This window comes from Pedobacter anseongensis (assembly GCF_037482965.1).
GTDB classification, from domain to species: Bacteria; Bacteroidota; Bacteroidia; order Sphingobacteriales; family Sphingobacteriaceae; genus Pedobacter; species Pedobacter anseongensis.
The window spans coordinates 113,798-139,211 of the sequence record NZ_JBBHKB010000002.1 but is presented as its reverse complement, the minus strand read 5'-3'; the positions used below and the strand labels follow the sequence as shown (position 1 = coordinate 139,211).

Genomic DNA, 25,414 nt, shown 5'->3' with positions numbered 1-25,414 from the left:
GCTTAAATAGGAGTGGTAAGATGTGAGATGTCGGGCATCACAAAAACTTCATTCACCTCATGAATAAACTGTAAAACTTGATCTTTTCCCTGCCCTTTTTCGGCCGATGTAACAAAAAATGGAGGCACTTCTTCAAACCAACCTAAAAGCGCTTTATTAAATTTGGCCACATTTTGATCGGTTTTGGGGGCAGATTGTTTGTCGGCCTTCGTATACACCAGTGCAAATGGAATTTGGCATTCACCCAACCACGAACAAAATTCTAGGTCTATTTTTTGAGGTTCTAATCTACTATCGATAAGCACAAAAACACATTGCAAACTCTCTCTTTTGGTGAGGTAATTTCTGATAAATTTTTCCCACTTCTCTCTACTGCTTTTCGAAACTTTAGCATAGCCATAACCCGGTAAATCTACAATATACCATTTCTCGTTTATTAAGAAGTGATTAATTAACTGCGTTTTTCCTGGCCGTTGCGATGTTTTTGCTAAACCTTGTTGATTAACCAACATGTTAATGAGCGATGATTTACCCACATTTGAGCGGCCAATAAAGGCATATTCGGGCATATTGGGTAAAGGCAAAGCCGATACTTTGGTATTGCTAACAACAAATGTAGCTGATTTTATGATCATTTTACAAAGATAGGGTTTATGGTTGTAAAGTTGAAAGGTTTGAATGCTGTAAAGCTTTCTGTGCCTACTTGCAACTTTTCAACCTACCAACATTAAAACTTTCCAACAACTTTCACAGATTTACCTATATTTGAGACGTAATATGAATCAACACATAACTCCTTATCAAACAGAAAGCAGTAAAAAAGAACAGGTTGCCGAAATGTTCAATAATATTTCGGGTACGTACGATTTTTTAAATCATTTTCTTTCTTTAGGCATTGATATTATTTGGCGGCGAAAGGCTATAAAAGAATTAAGAGCATTGCATCCTCAGGTAATACTCGATGTTGCTACTGGAACGGGTGATTTTGCATTTGAATCAATCTCTATCTTACATCCAAAAAAGGTTATCGGTGTGGATATTTCGAAAGGAATGCTAGCGATAGCCAACAAAAAGATTAAGGAACGCAATTTGAACGATGTTTTTTCAGTTCAATTGGGCGATTCGGAAGGTTTAAATTTTGAAGACAACACGTTTGATGCAATTACAGTTGCTTTTGGCGTTAGAAATTACGAAAATCTAGAAAAAGGTCTGGCAGATATGTTAAGGGTGTTAAAACCCAATGGAAAAATTGTAATTTTAGAGTTTTCAAAGCCTAGAAATTTCCCTATAAAACAGGGATATAACCTCTATTTTAAATATATTACTCCTTTTTTTGGTCAACTTTTTTCGAAAGATAAACAAGCCTATACTTATTTGCCAGAGTCTGTTGCGGCCTTTCCAGATGGAGATACCTTTACGGCATTGATGGAAAAAGTAGGTTATAAACATACCAAACACCGTTCTTTAACGTTTGGAATAAGTGCAATTTATACCGGTATTAAATAAATGAAAACTAAATTAAGCCTCTTTTTTGTTGTTTTTTTAATTGGAATAGGTTTTGCCAAAGCTCAAAATTGGGCAGGTGGTATAGACGACGATAAATTTAATTGGGGATATAGCTTTCAATACGTTTCTGCCGAATATAAAATCTGGAAAAACCCGACTTGGAAAGTTCCCCGTTTAGACGATAATTTTAATCCAATTACAGAAACCCTATCGTCTATTTCATCAAAACCAACGCCTGGTTTTGCCATTGGTTTTGTAGCTAATCAAAAAATCACCAACAATTTAGACTTAAGATCAACACCTTCTTTGGTGTTTAGCGAACGAAATATCACCTATTCCTATTATCCAACGCTTGCGCCTACAGCTGTAGAAAAAAAAGTTCAAGCTACGATGATTGATCTGCCCTTAAGTTTAAAACTTAAGTCGGATAGATTGAAGAATTTTAGGGGCTATATGCTTGGTGGAATAAAATACTCTATTGATGTGGCTTCAAGGAAAAAGAACAATAATGCTGATGTGCTGAATGAAATCGACAAGAAAATAAACAACCAAAACATGTTTTTTTCGTATGAGGCTGGAGCGGGAATGGATTTTTATTTCGGATTCTTCAAAATGTCGACCGAACTAAAAGTTTCCCATTCGTTTAAAGACATACTCGTTCACGAAAACACAATTTATGCAAGCCCTATCGAAAAGGCGAAACTCAGACATTTTACGTTCAGCTTATTTTTTGAGTAAAAAGCAGCATTAAAAATTTATACCTTTGCACATCGTTATATTATTTAAACTATGGCAGCTATTGCTTTAATCACAGGGGCAAGTTCAGGTATTGGTGAAGCTTGCGCCCATAACTTTGCACAACAAGGCTATCATTTAATTTTAGTGGGAAGAAGGGAACACCTGCTCGAAAAAGTGGCTCACGAATTAATTGCTAAATATGCAATTGAGGTGAAAACGCTTCAGGTTGATGTGAGAGATAAAGAAGAATTGGAGTATAAGCTAGGCACATTGTCTCCACAGTGGAAAAAGGTAGATGTGTTGATTAACAATGCAGGTTTAAGCCAAGGCCTAGAGCCGATCGATAAAGGGGATACAGACGATTGGGATACGATGATTGATACCAATGTTAAAGGATTGCTTTACGTAACTAAAATAATCTCCAATTGGATGATTGAACAAAAAAAAGGTCATATTATTAATATTGGATCAATAGCAGGTAAAGAAGTCTACGCAAATGGTAATGTATATTGTGCTACGAAGCATGCAGTAGACGCCTTGAATAAAGCGATGCGGATAGACTTATTGCCGCATGGCATAAAAGTAACAGCAATTCATCCGGGTGCGGTTGAAACAGAATTTTCAATTGTTCGTTTTAAAGGCGATGAAGCTAGGGCAAAGAAAGTGTACGATGGTTTCGAACCCCTTGTTGCACAAGATATTGCCGAAGCAATTTGGTTTGCCGTAAGTAGGCCAGCCCATGTTAATATTAACGAGATGTTAATTATGCCCACTGCCCAAGCAAATGGGTCGTTGATTAAGAGGAATTAAGTACTTGGTTAGTTGTTCGATTGTTTGGGCAAAACGTTTAGCAATAGACCCAAACACCAAAAAACTAAACACCTAAAAAACCAAATAACCAAAAAACTAAACACCTAAAAAACCAAATAACCAAAAAACGAAACACCCAGAAAAATATGATAGCATCAACCATAGATCAAGAAATAAAACAAGCCATGTTGGCCAAAGATCAGGCTAAATTGAGGGGTTTAAGAGCCATAAAAGCAGCAATTTTGTTAGCAAAAACAGAAAAGGGTCATGCCGAAGAAATTACAGAAGAGGCTGAAATGAAAATCCTGCAACGTTTGGTTAAACAGCGCAAAGAATCGGCTGCTATTTATAAAGAACAAGGTCGCGAAGATCTATTTACTGTAGAACAGGAAGAAATTGATGTTATTAATCAATTTTTGCCACAGCAGTTAGCTAGCGAAGCTATAGCTAAAGTAGTTGCCAGAATAATTTCCGAAACTGGAGCCACATCCATAAAAGAGATGGGAAAAGTAATGGGGATAGCTAATAAGGAATTAGCGGGAAAGGCCGACGGAAAATTAATTGGCGAACTAGTAAGAAATCAATTAACCAATTAGCTAATCAGCTAATCACAAAAAATATTAAGTAATTTGCTTTAATTTAATTTTACTCTATTAACTTAGTAGCAAACACCACAGATAAGATAACTATGCAATACGAAGTAATAGAAGAAGACGGATTTAGATACATTGAGGCGGGTAAAGGGCAAACGCTTGTATTACTTCATGGATTGATGGGCGAACTGAGCAATTGGGAACCCACAATAGATCATTTTAAAGAAAACTATAATGTGGTCGTTCCAATTTTACCTATTTACGATTTACCTATTCTCACCTTAGGGGTAAAAAGTTTGTCGAAATATGTACATCGTTTCTTAAAGTTTAAAAAACTAAACCAAGTGGTACTTGTTGGCAATTCATTAGGCGGGCATGTGGGCTTGGTGTTTACCTCTGCTCACCAAGAGTTTGTGAAGGCATTGGTGCTTACTGGTAGTTCTGGGCTATATGAGAATGCTTTTGGTGGCTCTTTTCCAAGGCGAGAAAGCTACGATTATGTTCGGGAGAAGGTAGAGTTTACATTTTACGATCCAGCAACAGCCACAAAAGAACTGGTAGATGAAGTATTTAAGTCGATTAATGATCGATCGCGTGTAATTCGCATTTTAGCTTTGGCAAAATCGGCAATTCGACATAATATGTCAAAGGAATTATCAAAAATTACCATTCCTGTCTCTTTAATTTGGGGTAGGCAAGACAAAATTACGCCTCCGGAAGTAGCAATTGAATTCCATGAACGACTGCCTAATTCTGAATTGAATTGGGTAGACAAATGCGGCCATGCGCCAATGATGGAACGACCAGAAGTTTTTATCGAATTTTTAAATACCTTTTTGAATAGAATTTTATTAAAATAAATGCTAGCAGTAGAACTCATATCGAATGTAATTCCTCCTTTAAAAACTTCTGACACCGTTCAGAAAGCTTTGGAGCGAATGAGTGAGTTCAAACTTTATCATTTGCCCATTGTAAACGAAACTCAATTTTTAGGATTGGTTTCTGAAGATGAACTTATCGAAGTTAGGGATCAAGAAACACCACTTGGAAGTTTATCGCTAGCGATACTTAACCCTTTTGTGTTCGATAATGCCCATCTGTACGACATTATAAGGCTTTTTAATCAGCTCCATTTGTCTATCGTACCCGTGCTCGATAGCAATAGGAATTATTTAGGCTTGGTTTCCATCCATAACTTGCTCAATTGTACTGCAGAAATGTATGCTGTTAAGGAGCCAGGCGGTATTATTGTACTTTCAATAAGTAACAGAAATAACTCTTTAGCCCATATGGCGCAAATCGTCGAAGCAGATAATGCACAAATCCTTTCATCGTATGTAAGCTCATTTCCAGATTCTACACGCCTAGAGGTTACCTTAAAAATTAACAAAACTGAGCTTTCTGGAATTATTGCGTCCTTCGAAAGGTACGATTATGAAGTGAAAGCAGTTTTTAATCACACCCAATCGGATAATGGCACAGCCGATCGATTCAATTCATTCATGAATTATCTAAACGTATAAGGCTTAATGAAAATCGCAATCTACGGTAGAGATTTTAACGATAGTGTGTTGCCTTTTGTCCAACAGGTATTTGATGCATTAGCCGAAAATAAAATTTCCATCTTACTTTACCAGCGATACTATCACTTTATCAAGAATAAAATTAAACTCTCTGCCGAAGTAGGTGTGTTTAATAATCACCATGAACTAGTAGATGAAGCTGATGTGCTCTTAAGTTTAGGTGGTGATGGTACATTATTAGATACGCTTTCTTTAATTAGAGATTCGCAAATTCCAGTTATTGGTATAAATTTTGGGCGATTAGGTTTCCTGGCGAGTATCAACAAAAACGAAATAAAGAAGGCCATCGAAGCTTTGGTTAATGGCGAATATTCATTAGATAAAAGAATTATACTTAATCTTGAATCTCAAAACTCTTTGTTTGGAGAAGAAAATTTTGCTTTAAACGATATTACTATTCATCGAAGAGATAATTCTGCCATGATGATTATTCATGCCTATATGGATGGCGAGTTTATTAATTCGTATTGGGCAGATGGCTTGATCATCGCTACACCAACGGGTTCTACTGCCTATTCTTTAAGTTGCGGTGGACCAATTATATTACCCAATGCGCAAAATTTTGTAATTACACCAATTGCCCCACATAATCTAAATGTTAGACCAGTTATTGTTCCAGATCATGTGGTTTTGACCTTTGAAATTGAAGCTAGAACCACTAAATTCTTAGTTTCTTGCGATTCAAGAACCGAAACCGTAGATCGTTCGGTTAAAATAACGGTGAATAAAGCTAATTTTAACATTAATTTAATCCGACTTAACAATGAAAGCTATTTAACTACGTTAAGGAATAAATTACTATGGGGTATAGATACACGAAACTATTAAAATGCAGTATAAAAAATTAATTCTTTCCGTTCTATCGCTAATCAGTTTTTTACCAATTGCCCTTGCACAACGTCCTGAAATTGGGGTAAATTTTGGGGGGTCTGGATACATTGGCGATTTTAATCAATTTAATCCAGTAAAACTCAGTGGCCAAAATTTTGGAGTTTTTGGGAAAATGAATCTCGATCCGCACTGGGGCATTGGGATACATATTAATAGAGGGATTATCGAAGGCAATGATGCTAATTCTAAAAATGAAGAACTGGTGCAGCGAAACTTGAATTTTCAGACTACACTCACAGAAATTGCGTTTATAGGAAGTTTTAATTTTCTTGATATGTATTCGCCAGGAAGTAGAAGAAGAGTAACACCCTACTTATTTACAGGAGTTGGCGGCGTGATTTTTAATTCAAAAGGCACTTATATAGATCCGATTAATAATGTCGAAAATATATTCGAATTACGAAAGTTAAACACAGAAGATTTACCATCATTATATAAGAATTATTCAATTGTAATTCCTTATGGTGCAGGAGTAAAGTATAAAAAGAGTGAAAACTGGACAATTTTTGGACAATTAGGTTATAGGACCACATTTACTGATTATTTAGATGATGTAAGTGGTGTGTATCCTGTAGTGGATAAATTTTGGGGTGGAGTAAACGTAAGTGATCGCTCTGTAGAATTTGGCCCTAAATTATACGGGCCTGGCGACCAAAGAGGTGATTTTAGAAAAAGAGATACGTATCTATTTGTAAATATTGGGATATCTTATACCTTTGTGAGCCAAAAATGCTTCACTTTTTAGGGCAAGGATTATCATTTAATGGGATTTAAAGAACAAATAGACATCAATCGTTTGCCAGAACACATTGCAATTATAATGGATGGTAATGGTCGTTGGGCAAAAAATCAGGGCAAGTTCAGAGTTTTTGGTCACGAGAGCGGTGTACTTTCTGTGAAGGATATTGTGGAAGGTTGTGTAGATATCGGTATTAAATACCTAACGGTTTATGCGTTTTCTGCCGAGAATTGGAACAGGCCAATTGATGAGGTAAATGCATTAATGGAGTTACTCATTTCTACCATTAATAACGAAGCCGAAACGTTAAATAAAAATAATGTTCGATTAAATGCAATCGGAGACCTAAAATCTTTACCCCAAAAATGTATCGACGATTTGGCAAATGTAATGGAAATTACGTCCAATAATACTAAATGTACCCTTACCTTGGCACTTAGTTATAGCGCAAAATGGGAGATTATTGAAGCGGCTAAAAAATTAATTGAACAAATTCAATCCGAGCAACTTACCTTAGCCGATATTAATGAACAAATTTTTGCTGCGCAGTTAACAACGCATACAATACCTGATCCTGAATTAATGATTCGCACAAGCGGAGAACATCGGGTAAGTAATTTTCTCTTATGGCAAATTGCATATACCGAACTATATTTTACCGAAACACTATGGCCCGACTTTAGAAGAGAAGACCTTTTTGAAGCCATTGTAGATTACCAAAAACGCGAACGTCGCTTTGGGAAAATTAGTGAACAATTGAACTAATTTTACTTTTAACACTTTTTAACAGGTGTTTAAATTAACTTAGCATCGTTTTTAATTAACAAATGAAAAGAATATACCAACTCCTATTTTTGCTATGTATTGGCTTACCAAGTGTAGCACAAATCCGTCCTCAAGCTGCCCCTCCAAAGCCTAACTTAAGCGTTAGTGGATTAGATTATTTTAATCCTAAAGAATATATAATTGGCGGAACCACCTTAAGCGGAGCCAAATATGTAGATAAAGAAGTAATTATCATTCTTTCGAAATTAACAAAGGGTGAAGTAATTACCCTCCCAAGTGAAGCAACAGGAAATGCCATCAAAAATTTATGGCTTCAAGGTTTGTTTGATGATGTGCAATTGAATATCGATAGGATTGTTGGCGATACAGTTTATTTTGATATTAATGTAGTAGAGCGCCCTCGTTTAAGTTCATTCGAATTTTTAGGAATTACGAAATCGCAAAAGACTGATATTTCTGAAAAATTGGCAGATAAAGCAGGAAAAACGATTATAAACGATAATTTATACAATACAACCAAAACAATCATCAATAAATACCTATTAGATAAAGGTTATTTCTTTACAAAGATTGATTTTAAATCGATACCTGATCCAAACCAAGATAATAGCGTAATCTTACAAGTATTAATAGATAAAGGGAAACGCGTAAAGGTGCATGAGATTAATTTTACCGGGAATAAAGAATTTAAATCGGCCAAACTTAGAAAATATCTTAAGAAAACAAAACAACAAGCCTTTTATAAGGTATTTGGTAGCGGTAAGTTCAATAAAGAGAAGTACGAAGAGGATAAAATAAAATTAATTGCTAAAATGCAGGAAAGTGGCTATCGTGATGCCGCCATTTTAAAAGACAGCATTTATAAATACAATGATAAATCAATTGGTATTAAAATCGATGTGCACGAAGGTCCTAAATATTATTTTGGAAACATTACCTGGGTTGGTAACGCAAAATATACTACCGAATATCTGCAAAAAGTGTTCACCATTGAGAAGGGGCAGTTATTTAGTGAGGAAAAATTAGAAGCTAAGTTGCGCGGTAGTGCCAACGGCGATGATGTATCTACAATTTACTTAAATGATGGTTATCTAACCTTTAATATAGATCCGGTTCAAACTAAAATCTATAACGATACTGTTGATATCGAAATGCGCATCTATGAAGGTCCTCAATATACGAATAACAAAATCACTGTAGTTGGGAATACCATTACGAACGACAGGGTAGTTCAACGCATTCTCTATACAAAACCAGGCGAGAAATTCTCGAAAGACTTATTGGTGCGTAGTGTTCGTGAAATTGGTCAGCTTGGAAATTTCGATGAAACTAAAACCAACCCCATTCCAAAACCTAATCCAGGTGATGGTACGGTTGATATCGAATATCATGTTGAAGAAAAACCTTCCGATCAGGTAGAGCTTTCTGGAGGTTTTGGAGGAGGTAGAGTAATTGGTACGTTAGGGTTAACCTTTAACAACTTCTCGTTAAGAAACCTGTTTAACGGAGAAGCTTATAAGCCGCTGCCTAAAGGCGATGGTCAAAAATTAAGTTTACGTGGACAAACAAATGGTAAATTCTACCAATCGTATAGTTTCTCATTCTCTGAGCCTTGGTTCGGAGGTAAAAAGCCGGTTAGTTTTGGTGTAAGCGCATTTACATCTTTACAATCGAATGGTTATGCAGAAACGGAAACAGGTTTTCAAAAGATCCGTTTGAATGGGGTCTCTGTTAGTTTAGGTAAAAAATTGAAATGGCCAGATAACTGGTTCTCCTTATCACATTCACTTAACTTAAACCAATATATTTTAAATAACTATCCTGGATATTTATTTAGTACAGGTACATCGTATAATTTAAACATCACACAAGAGTTATCTAGGGATTCGAGAAACGACCGTATTTTCCCAACGGGGGGGTCTTATGTTAAGTTTACGGTTCAGGCTACGCCTCCTTATTCATTGCTAAACAATGTAAACTATGCAATAGCTTCCGATAAACAACGTTATAAATTTACTGAATATCATAAATGGAAGTTCGAAACGCAGTCGTTTTTAACGGTTGCACAGCTTGGTAGTAGAAGTTTAGTTGTAAAAATCCAAGCGCAATTCGGCTTCTTGGGCAGTTATAACTCTGCCGTTGGTCAGTCGGCATTTGAGCGTTTTAAATTAGGAGGTGATGGTATGCAAGGGTTCGACTTTTTACAGGGATCTGAGTTAATCGCAATGCGTGGTTACTCAAACAACTCTGTTGTTCCATTGGGTTCTAATACAACTATCGCACAAAGCTCTGGTAGCCCGATTTTCACAAAATATGTTGCCGAACTGAGATATCCGGTAATTACCAGTCAACAAGCCACTGCTTTTTTAACCATGTTTGCTGAAGGTGGTAACACGTGGAATAAGTTTAGCGATTTTAATCCGTTTAACATAAGAAGGTCTGTTGGTGTTGGTGCAAAAATATTTTTACCGATATTTGGATTACTTGGCATAGATTATGGTTATGGATTTGATAAAATCCCAGGTATTCCTGATGCCAATAAAGGTCAATTCCACTTTAGCATTGCTCAGCAAATTGGGGGTTTTAATTAAGGAGATAAATTTTTCACTATGAAGAAATATATATTTTTTAGCTTTTTGCTCATAATGGGATTAGGGGCATCAGCACAAAAGTTTGCTTATGTAGATACAGAATACATTTTGAAGCATATGCCCGAGTATAAATCTTCGTTGAGCCAAGTAGACGGAATGTCTGAGCAGTTTCAAAAACAAGTAGAGGAAAGTTTTATTGAAATCGATAAAATGTACAAGTCCTATCAAGCTGACCAGGTTTTATTAACCGATGAGATGCGTAAACGAAGGGAGAACGACATTATCGAAAAGGAAAAAAAGGCGAAAGAATTACAGCGTATAAAATTCGGGCCAGAAGGAGAGCTTTTCCAATTACGTATTAAATTATTAAAGCCAATACAAGATAAAATTGCTAAGGTAATTGGCGAAACTGCAAAATCAAAGTTTATAGATTTTGTATTTGACAAAAGCAGTGAATCAACGATGATGATTTATGCGAGTAGTACTTACGACATCAGCAATGATGTAATTACGCGCTTAGGTTATAAACCAGGCACAATAGTGAAATAAAGAACAGAACACACAAATCAATTATAAAATAATTATTAAGTAAAATAAAAAGATGAGAAAGTTAATTAACGTATTTTTTGTTGCAGCTGGTTTGATGCTAACTGCTAATATCGCAAATGCACAACAAAAGTTTGGTCACCTGAATACCGATGAAATTTATGATGTAATGCCAGAAGCTAAAGCCGCTCAGTCTACTCTTGAAGCTTTAAACAAAGTTAAACAAACTGAAATTGAAAACATGATTAAAGAATATCAGGTAAAACTTAAAGCAGCACAAGATAAAGAGGCAAAGGGGCAAAAATTGCAAACAGAAATGAGTGAAGCTAATAAAGTGGCTACAATGAAAGAATTAGACGTGATTTCGAAAGAATTGCAACAGGCAAGTATCGATCTTCAAGATTTTCAAAAAAGAATTGATGATGCAAAAACAAAAGCAACAAATGATCTTACAGCTAAACAACAAGAATTATTTCCTCAAGTTAGTAGAAAAGTGTCAACTGCTATAGCAGCTGTTGCAAAGGAAAAGGGGCTTGCCTATGTTTTCGATATTTCAGCTCAATCAGGGTTTAATAATGTAGTTTATTTTGACGGTGGAGAAAATGTAACAGATGCTGTGAAAACAAAATTGGGCATTAGCTTAACTGCTACTCCTGCAGCGGCAGTTAAAACGCCTGCTACAACCTCTACTAAGAAAAATTAGTAAATAAAATAGGTATAAAGCGTTCTGATTTACTATCGGGACGCTTTTTTGTATATTGGTTCATTTGTTCATTTGTCATTCGTTAACACACAATTAAATTGAATAACACACCGATAGGAATTTTCGACTCGGGTTTTGGGGGCTTAACTGTTTTTAAATCGATAGCAGATAGGTTGCCTGCTTACGATTATATTTATTTGGGTGATAATGCGCGGTCGCCCTATGGTGATCATTCATTCGAAACCGTTTATCAATATACACTCGAATGTGTAGAATGGCTTTTTAAGCAAGGTTGTCCATTGGTTATCTTAGCCTGCAATACCGCTTCGGCAAAAGCACTTCGTAGTATCCAACAATTAGATTTGCCAAAAAAATATCCGAATCATCGCGTGCTTGGCGTAATTCGGCCCACTGCCGAAGTGATTGGCAATTACACTACGAATAAAAATATTGGCATAATGGGAACACGGGGAACCATTAATTCTAATTCGTATCCCATAGAAATTAATCATTTCTTTCCAGAAGTTAAGGTACATCAACAAAGCTGCCCGATGTGGGTACCCTTAATCGAAAATGGAGAACATTTGGATAATGGTGCCGATTATTTTGTAAAGAAATATATTACAGCGCTACTTCAAAAATCGATTCAAATTGATTGTATTTTGCTCGCATGCACACATTATCCATTGCTTATTCCAAAAATTGAGGAATATCTTTCTAAAGACATCAAACTTTTAGCACAGGGAGAAATTGTAGCCAACAGCTTGGTCCATTATTTGAAAAGACATCCGGAGATTGAAAATAAGCTTGGTAAAAATAAGCAAAGACAGTTTTACACATCTGGTGATGTAGCTACCTTTGATAGACATGCGACTGTTTTTTTAGGAGAAGAAATTTCGGCCGAGATAATGAAAGCTTAAGGTTTTATCAATCAAGGCGCCATTGGTTGCGTTTTAGCTACCACCAATGCTAAAAATAACATTTTAATGAGATTATCTTTCATTTCTTTTTAGGTTTTAAATTTTTAAAAGGGTAAATTTGCGGCTCAATCATCAAACATGAGTGATCAGATCAAGCACGAATGCGGAATAGCCTTTATCCGCCTGTTAAAACCGCTCTCATACTACCAGGAAAAATACGGTACTGCACTTTACGGACTAAACAAATTGTATTTGTTGATGGAAAAGCAGCACAATCGAGGTCAAGATGGTGCGGGTATTGCGACCATTAAACTCGATATGAAGCCGGGTTCTAGGTACATTAGCAGGCACCGATCAATGGCTCAAAATGCAGTGGCTGATATTTTTGGATACGTACAGAATAAGTTTGTCGACATCCAAAACGAAACTCCAGAGTTGATGAAAGATACCGAATGGTTAAAACAAAATGTAAGCTTCATCGGCGAGGTTTTGCTAGGCCATTTGCGTTATGGTACCCATGGCAAGAACAGTATTGAGAATTGCCATCCTTTTTTGCGTCAGAATAACTGGATGACTAGAAATTTGGTGATTGCTGGTAACTTTAACATGACCAATGTGGATGAATTGCTTGAACAACTTTATGAACTTGGTCAGCACCCAAAAGAAAAAGCAGATACGGTTACCGTACTTGAGAAAATTGGTCACTTCTTAGATGATGAAAATCAAGAGTTATTTGATACCTATAAAAAGGATGGATTAAATAATGTAGACATCACGCATAAAATTTCGGACAACTTAAATATTGCCAATATCCTTCGTCGCTCGGCAAAAAATTGGGACGGTGGATATACCATTTCCGGTATTGTGGGTAATGGCGATGCCTTTGTATTGCGCGATCCTTCTGGCATACGTCCTGCGTATTATTATGCGGATGATGAAATTGTGGTTGCTGCTTCAGAACGCCCGGCCATTCAAACTGCATTTAATGTTCAAATTAAGCATGTGAAAGAGATTAATCCTGGATATGCGTTAATTGTAAAAAAAGATGGTACCGTAACTCACGAAATGTACCGAGAACCTGAAGAGAAACGGGCGTGTTCATTTGAGCGAATTTATTTTTCGAGAGGAAGTGATGCCGATATTTATAAGGAGCGTAAAAAATTGGGTCACTTACTCATTCCTCAAGTGTTATCATCGGTAAAGAGTGATTTAAAAAACACTGTGTTTTCGTTTATTCCGAATACAGCCGAAGTTTCTTTTTACGGAATGGTAGAGGGCCTTCACGAACATGTGAGGTCTGTTCAAAAAGATGCTTTATTAAATCGTAAAGAGCAATTAAACGATACCGAACTCGATGAATTGCTGTCTATGTCGCCAAGGGTAGAAAAGCTAGCCATAAAGGATGTAAAGCTGAGAACGTTCATCACCCAGGATGCAGATCGTGGCGAAATGGTAGCCCATGTTTATGATACTACCTATGGTGTGATAAAAAATCATACCGATACGTTAATCGCAGTTGATGATTCGATTGTCAGGGGAACAACCTTAAAACAAAGTATCATTAAGATTATCGACAGGCTACACCCTAAAAAAATAATTATTGTTTCGTCGGCCCCTCAAATTCGATATCCAGATTGCTATGGTATCGATATGTCTAAAATGGGACAGTTCGTTGCATTCGATGCAGCTATTCAGTTGCTTAAGGAGCGTGGCATGGAGCATATTATAGAAGAAGTTTATCAGAAATGTAAAGCCTCTTTGTTATTGCCAAAAGAAGAGATTATCAACTTTGTTAAAGAGATTTATCGCCCCTTTAAACAGCAAGAAATTTCAGATCAGATTGCTAAAATAATAACTCCAACTGGCACAGTGGCAGAAGTGGAGGTGATTTATCAAACCCTAGATAATTTGCATATCGCTTGCCCCAACCATACGGGTGATTGGTATTTTTCTGGAAATTATCCTACGCCAGGAGGAAATAAAGTAGTAAATAAGGCCTTTGTAAATTGGAAAGAAGGGAATAATCAGCGAGCTTACTAAGAGGGTTGCGGGTTGTGAGTTTCGGGTTGTGGCTCTGGGTGTTTTAACCACAGCGTATGGGAGTTCGCACAGAGTAAGGGAAAGGGAGCTTATTCAATTTTTTCAGTTAAATTTTTATTAAAATAAATAAGCAATTAACTTTGCGTTATTCGTGCCTTTGCGGTTAAAACCCCGGCGTTCTATGTGTAAAACTCAGTGTACTCGGTAGTTATTTTAATGCACTAGGCATAAAACTTCAAATACGTCTTCACAACCATCCAAATTGCAAATAAGATAATAATAACCCCGGCAACCTTGTTTAACTTTTTCAAGGAGTCCTCCTTAATCCTATACCTCAATTTGCTCGAATAATAGCTTTTAAGGCCATCTATAGTAAGTTGGGTAGCCATAGCTATAAAGAAGCAAAGAAGTTTCTCATCAAGCTTGTTGTTTAGCTTTACCGAAATAATACTGCTTACAATAATCCAAAACATTAAGGTTGATGGTGTTAAAATACACATAAGGAAACCTTTAATGAGGTAACCCCGTTTGCTTACCTTTTGGAGGGCTTGGCTCTCGTAGTTAATAGCTACGGTTGCAAATAGATAATATAGTCCCACGGCGAAGAGAAATGCTCCTCCAATAAAGCCAACATATTTATCGAAGCTTTCTTTATATTCGAAAAATTGGCTTCCAAAAAGTACAATTCCAATTAAAATAACATCGCTTATAATAACACCAATAGCTAACGAGAAGCCTGCCTTAAAACCCTTCTCTATACTGGTCTTTATCATCGAAAAAAAAACCGGACCAGTTAAGAATGAGGAAATTAACCCAGCACCCATACCCAATAATATCGCTTCGAACATTTGCCTCTGATAATTTTTATGCTAATATGCGATTTTTAAACCTAAAAATCTGTCATTTTCTTATTAGTTGTAGGAAGTTTTTTACCTTAATTTCTGTTTATATACGTCGTAATAACGTTTATTTAATTGGTATTTGTGTAAAAATTACACTTTACTAAGCAATATTTTATTTAAGTTTATCGAACTAAACTTAAATAGAAATCTTAAACCTTAAATTTTAAATGGAACAAAATTCACAAACCAAATGGGGCCAATTTCTTCCCTTGGTTACGGTCTTCTTCTTTTGGGGATTCGTAGCCGCTAGTAACGATATTTTAATCCCTGTATTTAAACATGCATTTGATTTATCGCAAAGTGAAAGCCAATTGGTGTCGATAGCCTTTTATGTAGCTTACACTGTTGGCTCGGCAATCTACGTTGGTATTTCGGCATTGATGAAAAAGGATTTGATCAATACCATAGGTTATAAAAATAGTTTAGCGCTTGGTTTAACGATCTCGGCTCTTGGAACCTTATTGTTTTACCCTGCTGCAAATTTGCAATCGTTCCCTTTAATGCTTTCGGGTTTGTTTATTGTTGCACTAGGTTTCTCACTCCAACAAACGGTTGCTAATCCTCTGGCTATTGCTTTAGGGCCAATTAAAACAGGATCACAGCGTTTAACGCTAGCAGGAGGTATTAATAATTTTGGCACTACCATTGGGCCACTTATTGTAAGTTTTGCCATTTTTGGTTCTATTTCGAGCTCTACTGGCGATGTAAGCATCGAGAGTGTAAAAACACCTTATCTCATTTTAGGCGCAGCATTCTTAATTGTAGCGCTTTTTTTAAAATTATCCCCAATTCCCGATAAACCGCCATTGGTGGAAGCTAAGGTAGATGATGCAAGTGTAAAAGGTTCAGCTTTAAAGTATCCACAATTGGTTTTAGGGATGATTGGTATTTTTGTATACGTTGGTGTTGAGGTATCTACTGCCAGTAATTTACCCGCTTACATGGAAAAAGATTTGGGATTTGCGATTAAAGATATTGCGCCTTATATTTCATTGTATTGGGCAAGCATGATGATTGGTAGATGGACGGGCGCCGTTGAAGCCTTTACCGATAATGTAAGTACACAAAAAATATTACGATTTGTTGCCCCTTATCTAGCATTTGCAATATTCTTAGGTGTAAATGCTGCATTTGGTCATGATTTGGCGCCTTTTTATGTGTATGCATTAATTATTTTGATACTAATTATTGCTGATATGATGAGTAAAGGTAATCCAGCAAGGATGCTGTTAATATTTTCGGGAATAGGTATTTTGGCACTAGTTATCGGAATGTTTACCACAGGTATGGTAAGTGTTTATGCGTTTACCAGTGTTGGTTTATTTTGTAGTACGTTATGGCCTTGCATATTCACTTTAGCTGTAGCTGGTTTAGGTAAGCACACGAGCCAAGGAAGTAGCTGGTTAATTATGATGATTATGGGTGGCGGTCTCGTAAGCTGGTTGCAAGGCTATGTTTCAGAATTTACAGGAATTCAATTTAGTTATATAGTAGGCGTCCTTTGTTTTGCTTACTTAGCTTATTATGCATGGAAAGTGAGCGGTATTTTGAAAGCACAAGGCATTAGCTTCGATGAAAAAGTCTCAGGAGGTCATTAAACCGAGATATACTTTGTGAAATGGATTTTATTTAGAGTTCCGATTTATATCGGGGCTCTTTTTTTGCCCCTGATCAAACGTTTGCGCAGTTATAAATTTTTAAATGCCTTTTATTTTTGCTTATGTTAGCTAAAATTTAACCCCAAACTAACTAATGACATCTATTCCAACCCAAAACAAAACTGCCCTATTGCCGATGGTAATTTGCTGCGCTTTGTTTTTTATTTTCGGTTTCGTAACCTGGGCCAACGGAACATTAATTCCATTCTTAAAACTGGCATTAAATTTAGAAACCGATCTACAGGCTTTCTTTGTAACGTTTGCCTCATATATCGCCTACTTTTTCTTAGCGCTACCCAGTTCATGGATTTTGCAAAAAGTAGGTTTTAAAAATGGGTTGGTCATCGGGATGGTAATTTTGGGTGTAGGCTCTCTAATTTTTATACCAGCTGCGGATAACAGAAGTTACGGCTTATTTTTGACTGGTATTTTTATACAAGGCTCAGCTATGGCCTTATTACAAACTGCAGTAAATCCATATCTTAGTATCATTGGTCCAATTGATAGTGCTGCATCTCGAATCTCCATTGCAGGATTGTGTAATAAGGGTGCTGGAGTTTTAGTGCCTATCATTTTTGGAGTGCTTTTCTTAAAAAATTCTCAAGAAGTAACCGCAAAATTAAATGCAACCACAGATTTAGCGCAAAAAAATGCGATTCTGGATGAGTTGTTACAGCGCGTTCATACCCCTTACATAGCTTTGGCAGTGATTTTTGTCTTATTCGCCATTCTTATAAAATTTGTGCACTTACCAGATGTAAATGAAGATGGCGACGAAAGTGTAGAATCCACAAGTGCTTCGGCAAATCTAAAATCTGCTAAAACTAACATTTTTCAATTTCCGCATTTATTTTTAGGGGCTTTTGCCATTTTTTGTTGTGTAGCGGTCGAAGTTATGGCTGGAGATGGTATTACCACTTATGGAAGGGAATTACATATTAATGCCGATATTTTGCGATTTTCTACCACGTTTACCTTGTTCTGTATGTTGGTAGGTTATGTGTTTGGTGTGTTCGCTATTCCCCGTCTTATTTCACAGCAACTGGCCTTACGCGCATGTGCTATCTTTGGAGTTTTACTAACAATCGTATCTTCATTTAGTGAAGGATATGTGTCTTATTATTCAGTTGCCCTACTAGGCTTAGCCAATTCATTAATGTGGCCGGCAATTTTTCCTTTGGGTATAAAAGGACTAGGGAAATTTACAAAAACCGGCTCGGCAATTATGATTATGGGAATCGCTGGAGGGGCTTTAGTTTTGCCAATTTATGGGTTTTTAAAAGATAAGTTGCAAATTGATTTTCAGCATTCATTTATGATAACGATGTTGCCAGCTTATCTATATATTATCTATTTTGCAATAAAAGGACATAAGGCAGGTACAAAAAATGGCTAAACCCTCATTTGCTAATATCTATATGAATTTGGCTAGCGACTTAGCCAATCGTTCACACTGTGTAAGAGCGCATGTAGGCGCTGTCTTAACGAAAGATACGCGTATCATTTCTATTGGTTACAATGGTCCACCTGCTGGCACGCATAACTGCGATGAAGAATGGCCTGAAAATGGTTGTGCACGAGATAGCAAAGGAAGTTGCTCTTTAGCTTTGCATGCCGAAGAAAATGCAATTCTTTATGCAGTTAAAAATGGCTCCAAAATCGAAGGATCAACACTATATACTACGCTTTCTCCCTGTATTGCCTGTGCCAGATTAATTTTATCATCTGGTATAAAAAAGGTTTATTTTAAAGATTCGTATGCGGCCTACAAAGGCTTAGCGAGTGATGAAGGAGTGGATTTTTTGGTAAGGTTTGGAGTGGAAGTGGTTCAGCACGTATGAGATAGTCTTTAGTCTTGAGTCCATAGTCTAGAGTCTATTTTCTTCATAAGATAGACTCTAGACTGAGGACTTTGCACTCCAGACTTAAATATCTCACCTCTCATATCTCACATCTCATATCTAATTGCTACCTTTGCGAATGCTAGAAAAAATCATCATCCTCGATTTTGGTTCGCAGTTCACACAGCTTATTGCCCGTCGCGTTCGCGAATTAAATGTTTATTGCGAAATCCATCCATTTAATCATATTCCAGAATTAGATTCAACCGTAAAAGGGATTATTTTATCTGGAAGCCCATATTCCGTTCGTCAAGACGATGCTCCCTATGTAGATTTAACCCTATTTTCGGCCTATCCCTTACTAGCAGTTTGCTACGGAGCTCAATTTATTGCCCAACAGAATGGCGGTGATGTTCAGGCCTCCTCATCGAGAGAATACGGAAGAGCAAATCTCGATTATGTAAATAATGAAAATAAGTTATTTAAAGGCATAGAGCTTAATTCACAAGTGTGGATGAGCCACGGTGATACAATTAAAAGCATCCCAGCTAATTTCGAAATTATTGCCAGTACCTCGCAAGTTAACGTGGCAGGTTATCAAATTAAGGATACCCATACCTATGCTATTCAATTTCATCCAGAGGTTACACATAGTACCGATGGAAAAACATTATTGCAAAATTTTTTAGTTGGCATTTGTAATTGTTCACAAAATTGGACCGCTGAAGCATTTGTAGAAACCACTATTGGTGCCTTAAAGGAGAAATTAGGTAACGATAAGGTGGTTTTGGGCCTTTCGGGAGGAGTAGATTCGAGCGTTGCTGCCGTTTTGCTTCATAAAGCAATTGGTAAAAATTTACATTGTATTTTTGTTGATAATGGCTTACTGAGAAAGGATGAGTTCGAAAGTGTATTGGAACAATACAAAGACATGGGTTTAAACATTCGTGGTATTGATGCTAAAGATAGATTTTTAAGTGCACTCGCAGGTGTTAAAGACCCCGAGCTAAAGCGCAAGGCAATAGGAAGGGTTTTTATCGAAGTTTTTGATGATGCAGCACATGAGGTAAAAGATGTAGTTTGGCTAGCGCAAGGCACAATTTATCCAGATATTATCGAATCGGTATCCATAAAAGGGCCTTCTGCAACCATTAAATCACACCATAATGTTGGCGGTTTGCCAGATTTTATGAAACTGAAGATCGTTGAACCTTTAAATACTTTATTTAAGGATGAAGTAAGAAGAGTGGGGAAATCATTAGGAATAGAAGGGTTTATTTTAGGTCGTCATCCTTTTCCAGGCCCAGGTTTAGCTATTCGCATACTCGGCGAGGTTACACCTGAGAAAGTAGCCATTTTGCAAGAAGCCGATGCCATATATATTAATAACTTAAAAGAATCTGGCTTATACGATCAGGTTTGGCAGGCTGGTGCTATTTTCTTACCTGTTCAATCGGTAGGGGTAATGGGTGATGAGCGAACGTATGAGCATGTAATTTGCTTGCGTGCAGTTGAATCGGTAGATGGTATGACGGCAGATTGGTGTCACTTACCTTATCCTGTTCTTGCGAAAATTTCAAATGAAATTATCAATAAAGTAAAGGGAATTAATCGCGTAGTATACGATATTAGCTCGAAACCCCCTGCAACTATTGAGTGGGAATAGTTTTCAGTTAACAGTTTTCAGTTAACAGTTTTCAGTTGACAGTTTTCAATTTGACAGTTTTCAATTTGAGAACAGTAAAACAATTGAGCAATAAAACAGTTAAATAATTAACCAGTTATCGGTTGAGAATGAATTAAAGGAACCTATGACTAATCTTAAAATTTTCTTTATCTTCCTACTATGCTCCGTTTTTGTGGCTTGTTCACCAAAAGTGATAAAGACACCAGTTCCGCTTGTTAAAACGGTACCAAAAACAGAAGTTAAGCAGGTTCCAGTTAAACCTGTTCCTAAGTTTACAGAAGCGAACATTGCTTTGTTAATTCCCTTTAAACTCGATCATCTCAATTTAGAAACGGCCTCAAAGGTTCAATTGGAGCGTGCAGACATGGCTATCGATTTTTATCAAGGCATTAAAATGGGTATCGACTCAGCGGCTAGCTTTGGTTTGAATTTTAAAGTAAACGTTTATGATACCCGAGATGAGAATGCTCAACTCTTGGCCTTAACAAAAAATGATGTGCTTAAGAATAGTAACCTTATTATTGGTCCAGTTTTTCCTGAAGGGATAAAATACCTCACCGATTTTGCCATTAGTAATGATTTGCCAATTGTTTCACCTTTAGCAGCATCAAAACCAAGTGAATTTAAAAACCCGAAGTTAATATCCATTGTAAATCACATCGATCAGCATAGCGAAAAAATTGCAGCATATATTGGTTCAAAATTTCAAGCAAGTACAAGCATTGTGGTGCTCATTAATCCAAAAAAAACTGATGATGAGGAGTTTGCTGCACCGATTAGAAATTTTTTAAAGCTAAAATACCCATCGCTTCTTGTTCAAGAATTTTCTTCGTCGGCCGTTTTCGAAACCCGAATGGTTAAAGGTAAGAAATATGCAGTTGTCATATGTTCATCTGATGTGGGCTTTGTTGCGCCAACGATCGATAAGATTGCTAAAATAGCAAAGTTAAGGGCTGGTGATTATGAATTTAATGTATTCGGTCACCCTAACTGGATAAAACAAAATTACAATACCGACCAATTGCAAGCATTAAAAACAATTATTAGCACTTCTTATCTGGTTAATTATAGAGATGCGAATGTGATTAATTTTATTAAAAAATACCGTTACAACTTTAATTTCGAGCCAAGTGAATATGCTATCAAAGGTTTCGATATTGGTTTTTATTTTGGGAGGTTAATTGCCAAACATGGCAAAAATTACCTCGACTTTATTACCAAAGAAAAATATAGGGGCATTCACAACACTTTTAACTTTGTTTATGATCCTCTTTATGGGTATTATAATAAAGATTTGATGCTTTTGCAGTATAAAAATCTTACATTAAGCGTAATTAATTAACTTTTTGGCTTAAGTATGAGAGTAGAGCATCACGTTAGGGCTTTTGAACAAATCTTAAAAAATTATGATGGTGTTATGCCTTTGCACCGATTCTTGTTCACCTATTTCAAACAAAACAAGCAGATGGGCTCATCGGATAGGAGATGGGCTACACGCTATAGTTATAGTTTTTTTCGTTTAGGTAAGGCACTTCCAAAATTGGAACCCATCGAGCGGTTAGCCATTGGTGATTTTCTTTGCCACACAACTTCAAGTTTAATTGTAGAAACCTACTTAAAGGAACTAGCTCCTCATGTAGCAGATCTTTTAAGTGAAAAAATTAAATTGATACAAAAAAAATATGCCAAATTTAAATTGGAAGATGTTTTTGTACTTCATGATCAGTTGTCGCCTGCTATCGAAAAGGATAAATTTTTAAGGTCTTTTTTTTTACAACCCCATCTTTTTATTCGAGTTAAAGGAACACATATTAAGGCCGTAACAGATCAGTTGGTTAGCAAAGGCATACCAGTTGAGGAGGTAATAGAAAATGCGCTAATGCTTCCTAATGGCACTAAATTGGAAGAGGTAATTAATGATGCTAGGTTATATCAAGTTCAGGATTTATCGTCCCAAAAAACAGGCGCTTATTTTGAACCTAAGAAATACGACTATTGGTGGGACTGCTGTGCCGCATCTGGCGGAAAATCACTTTTGCTACATGATTTGGAACCAACTATCCAATTGTTGGTAAGCGACGTAAGAGAAAACAGCCTTATTAACCTCGACGAGCGTTTTCAATTAGCCGGAATAAAGAAATACCACAAAAAAGTAGTCGATCTTCTACAGAATAACGATCAAATGTTACATCATTACGAATTTGATGGGATATTGCTCGATGCACCTTGCTCGGGTTCGGGTACTTGGGGCAGAACACCCGAAATGCTATATTATTTCGATGCATATAAGATTGAAAACTATGTTAAACTGCAAAAAGCATTTGCCGAAAATGTAATTAAATACCTAAAACCTGGAAAACCATTAATTTACATGACCTGCTCGGTCTTTAAAGCCGAAAATGAATCTGTTGTAGCATATATCGAAGAAAATTGCCCTGTAAAACTAGAAAAAATGGAATCAATAAAGGGTTATAACGATAAAGCTGACAGTATGTTCGTTGCGAGATTTATTAAGAACATGGCCTAATGGCTGTGACTAAACCAATGCTTAATCTTATCCTTTAGATGCTTGAAAGCCTCGAAAAGAATGGCAAGTAGGCCGATGATTAACGTGAATTGCTCAAAACTGTTCATTTTGTAGGCTTTGGTTATTGAATAGACTAAGTTAACGATAATTTGTTACAACCCAGTGTTGGTTCTAAATAATTTAATCGCAATTGCCAATAGGATAATACCAAACGCTTTACGTAAAATGTTTAACCCAGTTTTACCAAACAATTTTTCTAGCCTATTTGTGTTTTTCAACACAAAATAAACAAAAAGCATATTTAAAATTATCCCTACGATAATATTTTGGGTTGCGTACTCCGTTTTTAAGGATAACAAGGTTGTCATTGTACCAGCACCCGCTATTAGGGGAAAGGCCAAGGGTACAATAGATACACTCTCAGGTGCTTCTTCTTTAAAAATAGTTAATCCAAGAACCATTTCCATTGCTAAGGCAAAAATAACAATAGAGCCTGCAATAGCAAAAGATTGAACATCAATGCCAATCACATTTAATAAGCCTTTACCAGCGAATAAAAAAACAATCATTAATATAGTGGCAACAATCGCAGCTTTTTCGGATTGAATATGACCCGCCTTCTTTCTCAATTCGATTATAATAGGAATAGAACCTAATATATCAATAATGGCAAATAATACCATTGTAGTTGAGAGAATTTGACTGAAATCGAATTGAAAATATTCCATCTTTTAAAATTTTCTATAAAGGTAATAGATTGTGGTTATTAAATTATAAAATCAATAATAACAAAAAGCCACCTCAATTTAATGAGATGGCTCTTCAATGTAATCAATTGAAGATTACTTCTTCTCTGGATTATTTAAATGTGAATTCTTACGGCTGTAAGCAAAATAGATTACGAAACCTATTGCCAACCAACCGCCTAATCTTAGCCAGTTTGTCCAACCTAATCCAAAAATCATTGCACCGCATACTAAAACACCTAAGATAGGAACCAATGGTACCCAAGGTGTTTTAAATTGACGTGGTAATTCAGGATTTGTTTTTCTTAAGATAATTACCGCAATACATACCAACATAAATGCGAATAATGTTCCAATACTTGTCATATCACCCACTACATCACCAGGAATAAATGCGGCAAACAATCCTACCAATACTAAAATGAATAAGTTTGCTTTATAAGGAGTTTTATACTTAGTGTGTAAATCACTAAACATTCTAGGTAATAACCCGTCTTTACTCATTGAGTAGAATACACGACTTTGACCTAATAACATCACCAAGATAACAGAAGAAAAACCTGCCAAAATAGCTACAGTTACCAGCTTGGCTAACCAGCCGTAACCTGTCATGTATTCAGAAATTGCTGCTACCACTGAAGCTTCACCGCCTTTGGTTCTAAAGAATTCAACAGGTGCCATTCCAGTTAATACATGTGCAAATAAGATGTATAAAACGGTACAAACTGCTAATGATCCTAAGATTCCAATAGGCATGGCCGTTTTTGGGTTTTTTGTTTCTTGTGCAGCTGTACTTACCGCATCGAAACCAATAAAGGCGAAGAATACGGTACCGGCAGCGCCTAAAATGCCCATAATACCACCGAAATTATGGCTAATACCAGCATGATCTACATAGGTTGTTGCAGGTGGGATATAAGGAGTGTGGTTTTGAGCATTTACAAAGCCCCATCCAAAGACGATAATTAAAATAACGATGCTTACTTTTGTGATTACAATAATTCCATTTACAAAAGCCGATTCAGAAGTTCCTTTGATTAACAATAAACTTAGCAATACCACAATAAACAAAGCGGGTACATTCATAATTCCAGCTACGGTTCCATCGGCATGGGTTTGCCAAGGAGAATGACACCATTCGTAAGGTATGGGCGACACGTGAAAAACATCGACCAAAAGTTTGTTCAAATATTCACTCCATGCAATACCTACGGTAGCAGCACCTACAGCATACTCGAGCACTAAATCCCATCCAATAATCCAAGCCATAAACTCGCCCATAGTAGCGTAAGTATAGGTGTACGCACTACCAGAAATTGGAATAGATGATGATAATTCTGCATAGCATAAACCCGCTAAAGCACAGCCAATTGCAGCAATGATGAAACCAATAGTTACCGAGGGACCAGCATTTTGGGCTGCTGCTGCAGCAGTACGTACAAATAAGCCAGCTCCTATAATTGCTCCAATACCCAGAGCAACTAAAGCACCCGCACTTAACGTTCGTTTTAAACCCTTACTGGTTTCTCCTGCCTCTTCTAAAAGCAGGTGCATAGGTTTTTTAATAAATAAACTCATGTTTAGTTTTTGTTTAGTTAATATTCAAT

24 protein-coding genes are annotated in these 25,414 nt (G+C 36.5%); 20 read left to right on the top strand and 4 right to left on the bottom strand.

All coding sequences use genetic code 11. The features are described from left to right. Positions 1-2: 2 nt before the first annotated feature. Positions 3-635: a ribosome biogenesis GTP-binding protein YihA/YsxC gene (gene yihA / locus WG904_RS07675; RefSeq protein ID WP_339578728.1), complete on the bottom strand. Its 633-nt coding sequence runs from the start codon at positions 633-635 to the stop codon at positions 3-5. A gap of 142 nt (positions 636-777) precedes the next feature. On the opposite strand from yihA, the gene ubiE reads away from it, so the two are divergent. The 14 genes from ubiE (at position 778) to WG904_RS07605 (ending at position 14,446) form a co-directional block, all read left to right on the top strand. Beyond that, positions 778-1,506, top strand: coding sequence for a bifunctional demethylmenaquinone methyltransferase/2-methoxy-6-polyprenyl-1,4-benzoquinol methylase UbiE (gene ubiE / locus WG904_RS07670; RefSeq protein WP_339578727.1), 729 nt, complete (start codon positions 778-780; stop codon positions 1,504-1,506). Beyond that, the gene (gene porT / locus WG904_RS07665) at positions 1,507-2,244 is read left to right on the top strand and encodes a type IX secretion/gliding motility protein PorT/SprT (RefSeq protein WP_339578726.1); all 738 of its coding nucleotides are present in this window, start codon (positions 1,507-1,509) and stop codon (positions 2,242-2,244) included. A gap of 51 nt (positions 2,245-2,295) precedes the next feature. Beyond that, positions 2,296-3,054 (top strand): SDR family NAD(P)-dependent oxidoreductase, encoded by a 759-nt coding sequence (locus WG904_RS07660; protein ID WP_339578725.1) that lies wholly within the window; start codon positions 2,296-2,298, stop codon positions 3,052-3,054. 146 nt (positions 3,055-3,200) lie between these two features. Further along, entirely contained in the window at positions 3,201-3,650 is a 450-nt protein-coding gene (locus tag WG904_RS07655) for a GatB/YqeY domain-containing protein (RefSeq protein ID WP_339578724.1), read from the top strand. 92 nt (positions 3,651-3,742) lie between these two features. Further along, a complete protein-coding gene (locus WG904_RS07650) occupies positions 3,743-4,507 on the top strand; it encodes an alpha/beta fold hydrolase (RefSeq protein WP_339578723.1) in 765 nt (254 codons plus the stop codon). Continuing rightward, a complete protein-coding gene (locus WG904_RS07645) occupies positions 4,508-5,170 on the top strand; it encodes a CBS domain-containing protein (protein ID WP_339578722.1) in 663 nt (220 codons plus the stop codon). A 6-nt stretch (positions 5,171-5,176) separates the two neighbouring features. Continuing rightward, entirely contained in the window at positions 5,177-6,058 is an 882-nt protein-coding gene (locus WG904_RS07640) for an NAD kinase (protein WP_339578721.1), read from the top strand. Position 6,059: 1 nt separating this feature from the next. Next, positions 6,060-6,866, top strand: a complete 807-nt coding sequence (porG, locus tag WG904_RS07635; RefSeq protein WP_339578720.1) for a type IX secretion system protein PorG — start codon at positions 6,060-6,062, stop codon at positions 6,864-6,866. Positions 6,867-6,884: 18 nt separating this feature from the next. After that, entirely contained in the window at positions 6,885-7,625 is a 741-nt protein-coding gene (gene uppS / locus WG904_RS07630; protein WP_339578719.1) for an undecaprenyl pyrophosphate synthase, read from the top strand. Positions 7,626-7,687: 62 nt separating this feature from the next. After that, complete coding sequence (locus tag WG904_RS07625) at positions 7,688-10,237, top strand: BamA/OMP85 family outer membrane protein (protein WP_339578718.1); 2,550 nt, start codon at positions 7,688-7,690, stop codon at positions 10,235-10,237. A gap of 18 nt (positions 10,238-10,255) precedes the next feature. Further along, entirely contained in the window at positions 10,256-10,786 is a 531-nt protein-coding gene (locus WG904_RS07620; protein WP_339578717.1) for an OmpH/Skp family outer membrane protein, read from the top strand. A 52-nt stretch (positions 10,787-10,838) separates the two neighbouring features. Continuing rightward, positions 10,839-11,486 carry an OmpH/Skp family outer membrane protein gene (locus WG904_RS07615; RefSeq protein ID WP_339578716.1) on the top strand — a complete coding sequence of 216 codons (648 nt, stop codon included), beginning with the start codon at positions 10,839-10,841 and terminating at the stop codon, positions 11,484-11,486. A gap of 98 nt (positions 11,487-11,584) precedes the next feature. Continuing rightward, positions 11,585-12,406, top strand: a complete 822-nt coding sequence (gene murI, locus WG904_RS07610) for a glutamate racemase (RefSeq protein ID WP_339578715.1) — start codon at positions 11,585-11,587, stop codon at positions 12,404-12,406. A gap of 138 nt (positions 12,407-12,544) precedes the next feature. Beyond that, a complete protein-coding gene (locus tag WG904_RS07605; RefSeq protein WP_339578714.1) occupies positions 12,545-14,446 on the top strand; it encodes an amidophosphoribosyltransferase in 1,902 nt (633 codons plus the stop codon). 221 nt (positions 14,447-14,667) lie between these two features. On the opposite strand, the gene WG904_RS07600 is transcribed toward WG904_RS07605, so the two are convergent. Next, positions 14,668-15,294: a LysE family translocator gene (locus WG904_RS07600; protein WP_339578713.1), complete on the bottom strand. Its 627-nt coding sequence runs from the start codon at positions 15,292-15,294 to the stop codon at positions 14,668-14,670. 221 nt (positions 15,295-15,515) lie between these two features. On the opposite strand from WG904_RS07600, the gene WG904_RS07595 reads away from it, so the two are divergent. The 6 genes from WG904_RS07595 (at position 15,516) to WG904_RS07570 (ending at position 23,061) form a co-directional block, all read left to right on the top strand. Then, a complete protein-coding gene (locus WG904_RS07595) occupies positions 15,516-16,946 on the top strand; it encodes an MFS transporter (protein WP_339578712.1) in 1,431 nt (476 codons plus the stop codon). 154 nt (positions 16,947-17,100) lie between these two features. Next, positions 17,101-18,402, top strand: coding sequence for a sugar MFS transporter (locus WG904_RS07590; protein WP_339578711.1), 1,302 nt, complete (start codon positions 17,101-17,103; stop codon positions 18,400-18,402). Beyond that, entirely contained in the window at positions 18,395-18,847 is a 453-nt protein-coding gene (locus WG904_RS07585) for a deoxycytidylate deaminase (RefSeq protein ID WP_339578710.1), read from the top strand. Before WG904_RS07590 ends, WG904_RS07585 begins: the two co-directional genes overlap by 8 nt. Positions 18,848-18,986: 139 nt before the next feature. Further along, complete coding sequence (gene guaA, locus WG904_RS07580) at positions 18,987-20,513, top strand: glutamine-hydrolyzing GMP synthase (protein WP_339578709.1); 1,527 nt, start codon at positions 18,987-18,989, stop codon at positions 20,511-20,513. A 145-nt stretch (positions 20,514-20,658) separates the two neighbouring features. Further along, on the top strand, positions 20,659-21,876 hold the full coding sequence (locus WG904_RS07575) for a type 1 periplasmic-binding domain-containing protein (RefSeq protein WP_339578708.1): 1,218 nt from the start codon (positions 20,659-20,661) through the stop codon (positions 21,874-21,876). A gap of 15 nt (positions 21,877-21,891) precedes the next feature. Continuing rightward, on the top strand, positions 21,892-23,061 hold the full coding sequence (locus WG904_RS07570; protein ID WP_339578707.1) for an RsmB/NOP family class I SAM-dependent RNA methyltransferase: 1,170 nt from the start codon (positions 21,892-21,894) through the stop codon (positions 23,059-23,061). A 152-nt stretch (positions 23,062-23,213) separates the two neighbouring features. On the opposite strand, the gene WG904_RS07565 is transcribed toward WG904_RS07570, so the two are convergent. Further along, positions 23,214-23,789: a MarC family protein gene (locus WG904_RS07565; protein ID WP_339578706.1), complete on the bottom strand. Its 576-nt coding sequence runs from the start codon at positions 23,787-23,789 to the stop codon at positions 23,214-23,216. A 114-nt stretch (positions 23,790-23,903) separates the two neighbouring features. Beyond that, positions 23,904-25,385 (bottom strand): amino acid permease, encoded by a 1,482-nt coding sequence (locus WG904_RS07560; protein ID WP_339578705.1) that lies wholly within the window; start codon positions 25,383-25,385, stop codon positions 23,904-23,906. Positions 25,386-25,414 lie beyond the last annotated feature (29 nt).